This is a genomic window from Bacillus sp. 05T21 (assembly GCF_056396785.1).
Map to the genome: position 1 here is coordinate 1 of NZ_JBFTMD010000084.1, position 908 is coordinate 908.

Sequence of the window (908 nt, forward strand, 5' to 3'; positions counted from 1 at the left end):
TATAGCGATGGAGTGGAAGAGAAATAAGAGAATTGATTTGAAGAAATTCTGGCTTAGTAGGGCAAGGAGATTGCTTCCAGCAATGTTTGTTATGCTCGTTATAACGTTGGCCTGGATTACGATTTTTCATAGCTCTTTACTTGAAAAAATGTGTGGAGATTCATTAGCGGCGTTATTTTATGTTAGTAACTGGTGGTATATCTATCATAAATTATCGTACTTTGATAATTTTAACCAGCTTTCTCCATTGAATCATTTTTGGTCGTTAGCAGTTGAGGAACAATTCTATGTTGTCTGGCCGTTTATCATTAGTTTAGGGCTTTACCACATAAAAAAACAATCCCGTATGATTTTATTGATTTGTCTGGGAGCTGTTGCTTCAGCTTTAGCGATGGCAATTTTGTATGAACCTGGAACTGATCCGAGTAGAATTTATTATGGTACAGATACGAGGGCCTTTTCTTTACTTATTGGAGCGGCACTTGCCTTACTTTGGCCAAGCAATAGGCTTGCAAATAAAATTATTCCAAAGGCGCGTCTCATTCTTGATGTAGTGGGAGGAACTGCTCTTATTATTATATTGCTTATGTTTTGGAAGACGAATCAATATGATCCGTTTCTATACAATGGAGGAATGGTTCTCTTATCAATTGCAACAGCATTGTTAGTGGCAAATCTTGCTCATCCAGCGAGCCGTATCGCTCAATTTTTACGATTTAGACCTTTACGTTGGATAGGAATAAGGTCGTATGGCATATATCTTTGGCATTATCCAATTCTTACATTGACGACTCCAAAAGTAAATGCTGGAGATTTTTCACTAATAAGAGCAATTCTTCAATTTATTCTAATTATAATGATTGCGCAAATTTCATGGAAGTATATTGAAAAACCAATCCGACAAGGTG

At 36.6% G+C, this 908-nt stretch carries 1 protein-coding gene; it reads left to right on the forward strand.

Annotated features, from left to right (window positions below; genetic code table 11):
• On the forward strand, window positions 1-908 hold a 908-nt coding region (locus AC1DKZ_RS32770), incomplete at both ends, for an acyltransferase family protein (protein ID WP_476997971.1).